Genomic DNA, 8938 nt, shown 5'->3' on the forward strand with positions numbered 1-8938 from the left:
GGCGCCGCCCAGGCCGTTCTGGGTGATCTCCTCGCCGGTGACCGCCTTGACGACGTCCGGGCCGGTGATGAACATCTGCGAGGTCTCACGGACCATGAATACGAAGTCGGTGAGCGCGGGGCTGTACGCGGCGCCGCCGGCGCAGGGGCCGAGCATCACCGAGATCTGCGGGATGACGCCGGAGGCCTTGGTGTTGCGCTGGAAGATGCCGCCGTAGCCGGCGAGCGCGGAGACGCCCTCCTGGATGCGGGCGCCGGCGCCGTCGTTGAGGGAGACCAGCGGAGCGCCGGCCGCGATGGCCATGTCCATGATCTTGTGGATCTTCGTCGCGTGGGCCTCGCCAAGGGCGCCGCCGAAGATGCGGAAGTCGTGGGCGTAGACGAAGACCGTGCGGCCCTCGACCGTGCCCCAGCCGGTGATCACACCGTCCGTGTACGGCTTCTTGGCCTCCAGGCCGAAGCCGGTCGCCCGGTGCCGGCGCAGCTGCTCGGCCCTTGGCGTGCTGTGCCTCGGTCGCCTTCTCGCTCGGCCCGGCCAGGGCCTGCGCACGCACGGCGTGCAGCTCGGCCACCCGGCCGCGTGCGTCCGAGGGCTCGGCGGCCACCTGGGGAATGTCGTTGAGGACTGTCACTGCGCCTGCCTCCCTCGTGAGCACGGCCGGACCGGACCGCACCCGGCAAACAGACCGCAGGTGCGGTTCAGGTGAGGGCAGGGGTGGGGCCGCGCGTGAATCAGCGCCGGAAAAGACCGGAGAACAAATGACCGGAGAACACGTGCGCCTGCCGCCGCGCGGCCGGCGCCGGCGGCTCTAGCGCCAGCCGTGCGGGGAACGCCACTGGCTGCCGGGGACCTGGGGGCGGCGCCACGACGGGACGGCGGCGGGCACCTGCGGCTCACCGGCCTCACCGCTGTGCGCCCTCCGCCCGGCCAGCAGTGAGCACAGCACGACGGTCAGCGCGGCGAGTTCGTCATCGTCGGCCCGTCCGCGCTCGATCCGCAGCGCAAGCGGTGCGGCGTCCGCTTCACCCATGTCCGCTCCTCTCGGTTGCCACCACCGTCCGCCGACGCGCTACAGAGGCACCTCAGTGCCGCTCAAGAAGCGCCGGAGCAACAGCCGGGACCCCACCCCGGTGAAGATCCGGGTGGAACGCGACGTACTCGCGGAGGCAGTGGCCTGGGCGGCACGCAGCCTCCCGGCCCCCGCACGGTGAGCCGGGACGGCACGAACAGACCCCGGCAGACGCCCGAAGGGCCGCAGGCCGCGGGCTGCGGGCTGCGGATGGCGGTGCCACCGGCCCCGGGCGGCGACCTCGGACGGCGGCAGCGGACGGCGACCGCGGGCGGCGAAGCGACAGGCGGCGGCAGCGGACGGCGACCGCGGGCGGCGCCACTGGCCGCGGACGGCGAAGCGACATGCAGCGGCAGCGGCGGTCTCCTGCTCGCCCGCGCCGGGTTCGGCGTTCCCAAGGCCACGGTTCCTGCTGGAGGAGCCGGCTTTCACCGTGTGCCCCGGGGAGATACGGGTCGGCGAGAGGCCCGCTGCACTCGGCCGCGACGTCACCGGCAGCCAGGAGGATCGGCCCGCATTCACCTCGGCCCTGCGGGCCGCCCCACCCGGCTGACCGCATCGGCAAGGAGCGGCCCAGGACGTCCCGCTCCCCCGCCGCGCCCTTGGGCGCGGCGGGGGATGTGACGGCGCGCGGGCGCGGCACCGTCCGCAGCAGCCCGCACGAAACGCTCCCGGGTGCTGTCCGCAAAGGGCGGCGGGTGATGCGGGTCCCGGCTGGGGGTCCTGGAATGGGTGAGGGCCCTTTGGGCCGCGGCTGCGGATGCCGGGATCCGCAGCCGCGGCCCAAAGGGCCCTCGTGCTCCCGCCGTTCACGCGTCCTTGGCGCCGCAGGCCCGGGGGATGCCGGCGGCCGTCGGTGACACGGCAGCTGTGCGTGTGTGCCAGGGCCGGCGTCCGCGGGCCGGTCCGAACGGCAGGGGCTAGTCGACCGCCCGCTTGAGGAGCGCCGCGATCTGCTCCTCCGCCTCGGGCGTGACTTCGGTCAGGGCGAAAGCGGTCGCCCACATGGAGCCCTCGTCCAGTTGGGCCTGGTCGTTGAACCCGAGCGTCGCGTAGCGCGCCTTGAACTTCGCCGCGCTCTGGAAGAAGCAGACGATCTTGCCGTCCAGTGCGTAGGCGGGCATGCCGTACCACAGCTTCGGCGCGAGGCGGGGGGCGTTGGCGGTGACGAGGGCGTGGACCCGCTCGGCCATGACCCGGTCCGTGCCCTCCATCTCGGCGATCTTGGCGAGGACGTCCTGCTCCGCCAGCGCCGCCTTGTTCGCCTTCGAGCTGCGTCGCGCCGCGGTCTTCTGCTCCTGGGCGTGCTCCTTCATCGCGGCCCGTTCCTCGGCCGAGAACCCCTCGTACTTGTCGCTCCCGGTGTTGCTCATGCTCTCTCCCGTAGCCCTTGGGTCACGAAGACCAGCCCGTGCGCTCGACCGGGTCCGGTCCCTTCGGCCAGTACAGCATCCGCCGGGGCGCAAACCCTTGAGGACCACCGGCGGACGGCTGGACCTCGCCGGTGTCCGCGCGTCGCGGTGTCCGTCGCGGCTGATGAGCGGGCTTTGCCCGAGGGCCCCGGGGAGCATTCTGGCCGGCGGCACCGGCCAAGGGACGCGGACCAGGACGGTCGTTTTCGGCACAGGGGCCCGCCGTCAGGGCGGGCTGTCGGCGGTCCGACGCGGCGGACCGGCCTGTCGCCGCGACGGCGTCCGCCGCGGCAAGGGACGGCGCAGCCGTCAGCAGGCGGGCTCTGCCGCACCCGCGATCCCGGCGGCCCGAGGGATTGGGGGAGCGCCGATGCAGCGATCCCTGACACGGCGCGCGTCCCCCAGGTGGCCGGCGCCGGCGATCCCGCGGGGACCGGCCCGATGTCTGCCTGCCGGGCCGGCGCCAGGACCGGCGTACTCGGCAAACCTGCGGCACCGCCGACGTCACCGTCCGCCTCCCACCAGGCCACCGGCTCCTGTTCCTGTTCCTGTTCCTGTTCCTGTTCCTGTTCCGGCTCCGGCTCCGGCTCCGGCTCCGGCTCCGGCTCCGGCTCCAACGTATGCCACGCGCCGCCGGGTGCCCGGGCAGCGTCCGCCGCGGCGCCGCCCCGGGCTTCGTCGAGCTTGGCGAGACCGCCGGCGTGCGTCCCGCCCTGCGGGCCCGGTGCCTGTCGCCCCCGGCCATCTCACGGCGGCGCCGAACGCTGCGCGCACCAGGGCGGCCCGGCCGCGCCACCGCCTCCTCGGCCGCATCCCGGCCCGCGGCCGAGGAGAGGGAGCAGCCGCTCTGGTCACCGCCGACGGCGGCCGGTCCCCGGGGGCGGGCAAGGTGAGGTGACGGCCCGCCCACGGCACTGCGGGTGCCTCGCCGGCACCGCCCGGGCGGGGAAACGGTGCCGTCAGGGCGCCTGCCGGACCATCCCATCCCGTCCCGTCCGGTCCGGTCCGGTCAGCAGGCAGGACGGTTCACGAACCTGCCGTCCCCCGCCCGCGCCAGGCCATGGGCGGGCTTCATCCCCGGCCGGATACCGCGGTGGCCGTGCCGCCGGACTCGAGCCCGTTCAGGACGTGGGCCGAGGCCAGCCGGGGCAGCAGCAGATCCCAGAACTGCGCCAGCGTCTGCGTGGACGTCCACGTCGGGTCGTCCGCGCCGAGCTGTTCGAAACCGACGGTCGCCGCCACCACCGCGACCGAGGCGTCGGCGGCGGACACCCCCCGGGCGAGGACGCCTTCGCGTTCGGCGTCCTCGAACACCTCCTCGACCCAGCTCTGCCACTGTCCGCGCAGATCCACGGCCCCCTCGCGGCGCGGCGGGCCGCTGCCCAGCTCGAAGCCGGCCCGGACCACGACGTCGTGATCGAGGTGTTCCATCAGGGCATGGGTGGCGTCGATGAGCCGCTGCAGCGGACCGGCGCCGGCCGCCCGCGCGGACGCGGTGATCGCACCGACCATGGCGGCCGCCTCGTCCTCGACCCCGCGCGCCAGGGCCTGTTTGCTCTCGAAGTGGAAGTGCAGCGCACCGTTGCTCACCCCGGCCCGCTTGCTGATGGAGGTGAGCGAGGCCAGGGTGAAGCCGTCCCGTGCGAACACCTCGGCCGCCGCTCGCACCAAGGACTCCCGCGTGCGCGCGGCCCGCTCCTGTTTCACCATCAACGGATCTCCCCTGACTGCCGTCGGCCCGCCCGCACCGCGGACCGGCTCTCACGTTCATGCCTGCTCACCACGGCCCGCCCGGAGGCACAAACCACCGCACCCGCGCCCACCAGAGGGCAGAGCGGCCCGCGCCCGAGAAGACCCGGCGCGAAACCGGGCCCGCCCGGTACGCGCGGGCGCACCACCCCTCCCCCGGGGTGGCCGGCGCGGCCGCCCGCCCCGGGCCGCCGCACGGCACCGGCACACAGGGCCGCAGCCGTGCTCGCGCTCCTGCCCCGGTGACCCTTCGCCGCCCGGGCCGACCAGAAGCGATCATAACAAACCGCGCACGCGGTCTCTATTTTACTGGTGAAGATATCGCGAAGCCAGTGCCGCTCCGACGCTGTTTTCCGGGCGCGCCGGGAGACGGATCGGTACAGATCCGGCCGATGTGCCATCCGCCGGCGGCATACCCCGCCCGCACAGGCCGGCCCGCACAGGCCGGGGCCGGGTGACCCGTCTTGATCAGGGTTTTCCCTTCTCCCGCACGGCGGCGCCGGACGGTTGCCCCGAGGGCGGGCCGGGCGGCGGAGGGAAGGCGCCCGGCGCGCGCCGCGGGGTCCGGGCGGGTCTGCGGCGCCGCGGACCGCGGACGCCTCGCCCCCTTCGGGGCGTAATGAGGCGATATGGATACCCCTCCGAGCGCTTGGAACCACTCGGTCCACATATTGCCCAGGGGAACCCGGCATTCCTTCTAGAAATTAAACCGGGTGGTATGTATCTTCACTGTCCTCGGAGATCCACCACCCACATTCAGGCCACGGCGGCTCGGGGGAACCATGTCGACGAGTACCTTCCGCATGAACCGCGCGACACCCGGCATGACACGACAGGCGGGCCACGGCGCCCCGCTGGGGGGCGGCACCCTCGCCCTCCAGCCTCTGACCAGTACGGTCCCCAAGGAACTCGTCCACCGCGCGAGCGTCGCCGAGGTCATGCTGACCGACTGGGCACGCAGGGGCGAGCACCACTTCGCCCTGGCCGCCCAGTGGCCGCGCGGGCACAGCTTCTTCACCAGCGTCGACGGCTGTCACGACCCGCTGATCGCCGCCGAGACCATCCGCCAGGCCGGCCTGCTCCTCGCGCACGCCGAGTACGGGGTCCCCTTCGGCCACCACTTCCTGGTCAGCGACCTCGACGTGACGGTACGGCCCGCGCACCTGCGCGTGGGCGAGGCCCCCGCCTCCCTCGAACTCGACGTCCGCTGTCGTGACGTCAAGGAGCGCCGCGGCGAGGTGACGGGGCTGCGCATCGAGGTGGAGATCCGCCGCGACGGCCACCTGCTGGGAACCGGAGGCGGCACGCTCACCTGCATCGCCCCCCGCGTCTACCAGCGGCTGCGCGCCGGCCGCGGGCCCAGCGCGCAGGTCCTCGCGCTGACCGCCCCCACGCCGCCGCAGTCGGTGGGGCGCATGTCCCCCATGGACGTGGTCCTCTCCCCCATCGGCGAAAGCGACCGCTGGCAGCTGCGGGTGGACACCCGCCACCCCGCGCTCTTCGACCACCGGGTCGACCACGTGCCCGGCATGCTGCTCCTCGAAGCCGCCCGCCAGGCCGCGACCGCCACCCTCGGCACCACCCGCCTGCCCCTCGCCCTCGCCGGCCAGTTCCTGCGCTACGTCGAACTCGACACCCCCTGCACCATCGAGGCCCGCCCCGCCACAGGAACAGGCACCGGCCCAGAGCATGCGCAGGCGGTAACGGGCCGGGCGGCTGCCGGGACGGGCCAGGAAGACGCGAAGACCGTGCACGTCACCGGCCGGCAGAACGGGACGGCCGTGTTCCGGTGCACCGTGACCATGGCCCCGCCCCACCAGTGACCACACCCCGGCCCGCACCCCGGCCCGCCAGACGGCCCACCGGCCGGCCCACCGGCCGGCCAGTCAGCCGGTCAGCCACCCGGTCGGCCACCCGGCACGAAACCGCCGACTGATCCCCGGGCCCGCCCGCGGAACACGAACCACCAAGCGCTCCGGCCAACTGCACCACGGCCTTGCCGCTTCGGCGACCGCCCCCGGACATCCGCTGCCCGGGGGCGGCCGCAGCTCTCCGGGACAGCGGATTGCAGCCCGCGGCGCCCGCCGGTGGGCCGGCCGCTCCGTTCGCCGGCCGGCCACCCGGACGAAGACCCGCCCGCCACAGCGCGGCAGCGCCCCCGCGGACACGCCCGTCCGCCGTCCGCCGTCGCCGTCGCCGTCGCCCGTCAGGGAGTTCCTGCGCTGCGTCGAACCGGACGCTCACTGCACGGTCGAGGCGCGCACCCGGCGGCGGGCCGGGCCAGGAGGCTGCGCTGACGGGCAGAAAGGGCGCGGGGGCGGGACGTGAGGCTGCGGTGACGGGTCAAGAGGGTGCAGGAACGAGTGAGGAAGGGACGGAGATGGCCGGGAGGGCGCGGGGACGGGTGAGGAGGGTGCGGGGACCGTGCTTGCCACCGGCCGGCAGGGCGGGGCGGGCGTGTTCCGGCGCACCGCACCCATGACCTCACCTCTTCGATGACCGCACCCGGGCATCTACTGCCCTTGGGGCGCCCGCAGTTCTCCGGGACTGCGATGCCACCCGAGCCTGCCCGCCGGTCAGCCGGCAGGGTCGGCCTGCCGGTCAGCCACCCGGCATGCAAACCGCCGCCGGCCGAGCAGCCACCCGGCAGGTAAGCCGCCGTCGGCTGGACAGTCGGCCGGTGCGAAAACCGCCGTCGACCGGTCAGACCTCCGCAGGCAAACCGTCACCGGCCGGTCAGCCACCCGGCATGCAAGCCGTCGTCAGCCGAGCAGCCACCCGGCAGGTAAGCCGTCATCGGCCGGGCAGTCGACTGGCGTGAAACCCGCCGTCGGCCGGTCAGGCCTCCGCATGCAAGCCGTCGTCAGCCGAGCAGCCACCCGGCAGGTATGCCGCCGTCGGCCGGGCAGCCGGCCGGTGCGAAACCCGCTGTCGGCCGGTCAGACCTCCGCAGGTAAGCCGTCACCGGCCGGTCAGTCCTCCGGTGTGAAAGCCGCCAGATGGTCCCTGGCCCAGGTCCGGAACGTGCCTGCCGGGCGGCCGGTCAGCTGGGTGACGGTGTCCTCGACCCCGGCCTTCGCACCCGCGCGCTGGCGTTCCGCGCTCTCCAGCAGCGCCTGGACCACCGGCGCCGGATAACGGGCCGCGAGGGCTGTGCGCGCCTGGTGCGGGGTGAGTTCCTCGAACCGCAGCGGAACGCCGAGCAGCCCGGCCAGCTGCTCGGTCTGCCCGGCCGCGGTGAGGGTCTCGGGCCCGGTCAGCGTGTAGGCACAGCCGGCGTGTCCCTCCTCGGTCAGCACGCGTGCGGCCACCTCCGCGACGTCCCGCGGGTCGACACAGGCGTTGCCCGAGGTCCCGTACAGCGCGCGCACGGTGCGCTCGGCGCGTACCGAGGGCGCCCACGACAGGGCGTTGGAGGCGAACGCGCGCGGGCGCAGCAGCGTCCACTGCAGGCCCGAGGCGCGCAGCAGGTCCTCGTTGGCGCGCTGGCGGCGGGTGATGAGGTCATCGGCCCGCTCGTCCAGTACCGCGGCGGCGGAGAGCTTGACCACCCGCTGCACTTCGGCCGTTTGTGCCGCGCGCAGGAACCGGGCGTCGTCGTCCCCGCCGACGCCCATCGTGACGAGGAACGCCGTCCGCACGCCCTCCAGCGCCCGGGCCAGCGACCGCGGATCGCGGTAGTCCCCGGCGACCTTGTGCACGTGCGCGCCCGCCGTGCCCAGCCGCGCGGGATGCCTGGCCATGACGCGCACGGCCCTACCCGGCGGCAGCCGCCTGAGCAGTTCGCGGCCCACCGTCCCCGTCCCCCCGGTCACCAGGATCAGCGACCCCTGCGCCAGGCCCGCAGGGGCCGTGTCACCGTGTGATCCGTCCATGGACTCCCGCCCTGTGTGGCGATCCTTTTCCGCAACTCATTGAATGCCGTACGGCTGCAAGGGGGTACACACCCAGCAAACACCTGTAATATACAAACTGGACGGTTTTTTTATTGGGTCTCCGGGCTCAACGACAGGAGGAGGCCGACATGGCGAAGCAGGAACGGGCACTGCGGACCCGGCACGCGATCCTCTCCTCGGCGGCCAGGATCTTCGAGGAACGCGGCTACCAGGCCGCCACCGTCAGCGAGATCCTCGCCAGCGCCGGCGTGACCAAGGGCGCCCTCTACTTCCACTTCCCCTCCAAGGAACACCTCGCCGAAGGCGTCCTGCACGCCCAGGACCTGGGCGCGCCCATCCCCGAGCGGCCCTCCAAGGTCCAGCAGATGGTCGACACCGTCTTCCTGCACGCCCACCGCCTGCAGACCGACCCCATGGTCCGCGCCGGCGTCCGCCTCTCCCTGGACCAGCAGGCCCAGGGCCTGGACCGCAGCGGACCCTTCCTGCGCTGGAGCGAGGTCGGCACCGAACTCCTCGACAAGGCCAAGGCCCAGGGCGAACTCCTGCCCCACGTCACCTCCCAGGAGACCGCCGACGTCCTCGTCGGATCCTTCGCCGGCATCCAGGCCATGTCCCAGGCCCTGTGCAACTACCAGGACCTGCCCCCCCGGGTCGCCGCCCTGCTGCGCCACATCCTGCCCAGCGTCGTCGTCCCCTCCGTCCTCGCCTCCATCGACCTCACCGCCACCCGCGGCGCCACCGTCTACACCGAACTCCAGACCCTCCACCCCGACCTGCAACCCCCCACCCCCGAACCCACCCCGCACCCAGCC

Annotated in this window: 6 protein-coding genes and 1 pseudogene; 2 read left to right on the forward strand and 5 right to left on the reverse strand. The window is 73.8% G+C overall.

From position 1 onward, the window contains the following. From IO36_RS35790 to IO36_RS35810, 4 genes and pseudogenes are all read right to left on the reverse strand, one after another. Positions 1-571 (reverse strand): annotated as a pseudogene (locus IO36_RS35790) (carboxyl transferase domain-containing protein); the annotation flags it as partial. A 237-nt stretch (positions 572-808) separates the two neighbouring features. After that, positions 809-1030 carry an acyl-CoA carboxylase subunit epsilon gene (locus IO36_RS35795; protein ID WP_037626465.1) on the reverse strand — a complete coding sequence of 74 codons (222 nt, stop codon included), beginning with the start codon at positions 1028-1030 and terminating at the stop codon, positions 809-811. A gap of 959 nt (positions 1031-1989) precedes the next feature. Further along, positions 1990-2442 carry an iron chaperone gene (locus tag IO36_RS35800; protein WP_037626467.1) on the reverse strand — a complete coding sequence of 151 codons (453 nt, stop codon included), beginning with the start codon at positions 2440-2442 and terminating at the stop codon, positions 1990-1992. A gap of 1110 nt (positions 2443-3552) precedes the next feature. Beyond that, positions 3553-4191 (reverse strand): ScbR family autoregulator-binding transcription factor, encoded by a 639-nt coding sequence (locus IO36_RS35810; protein ID WP_037626471.1) that lies wholly within the window; start codon positions 4189-4191, stop codon positions 3553-3555. A gap of 842 nt (positions 4192-5033) precedes the next feature. Between IO36_RS35810 and IO36_RS35815 the strand changes: the two genes are divergently transcribed. Continuing rightward, positions 5034-6053: a ScbA/BarX family gamma-butyrolactone biosynthesis protein gene (locus tag IO36_RS35815; protein ID WP_107065885.1), complete on the forward strand. Its 1020-nt coding sequence runs from the start codon at positions 5034-5036 to the stop codon at positions 6051-6053. 1149 nt (positions 6054-7202) lie between these two features. Here IO36_RS35815 and IO36_RS35820 read toward each other — a convergent pair. After that, the gene (locus tag IO36_RS35820; RefSeq protein WP_037626476.1) at positions 7203-8054 is read right to left on the reverse strand and encodes an NAD(P)H-binding protein; all 852 of its coding nucleotides are present in this window, start codon (positions 8052-8054) and stop codon (positions 7203-7205) included. 200 nt (positions 8055-8254) lie between these two features. On the opposite strand from IO36_RS35820, the gene IO36_RS35825 reads away from it, so the two are divergent. Further along, the coding region (locus tag IO36_RS35825) for a ScbR family autoregulator-binding transcription factor (protein WP_078943661.1) at positions 8255-8938 on the forward strand (684 nt) is incomplete at its 3' end.

Source organism: Streptomyces aureus (assembly GCF_000725495.1).
Classification (GTDB): domain Bacteria; phylum Actinomycetota; class Actinomycetes; order Streptomycetales; family Streptomycetaceae; genus Streptomyces; species Streptomyces aureus_B.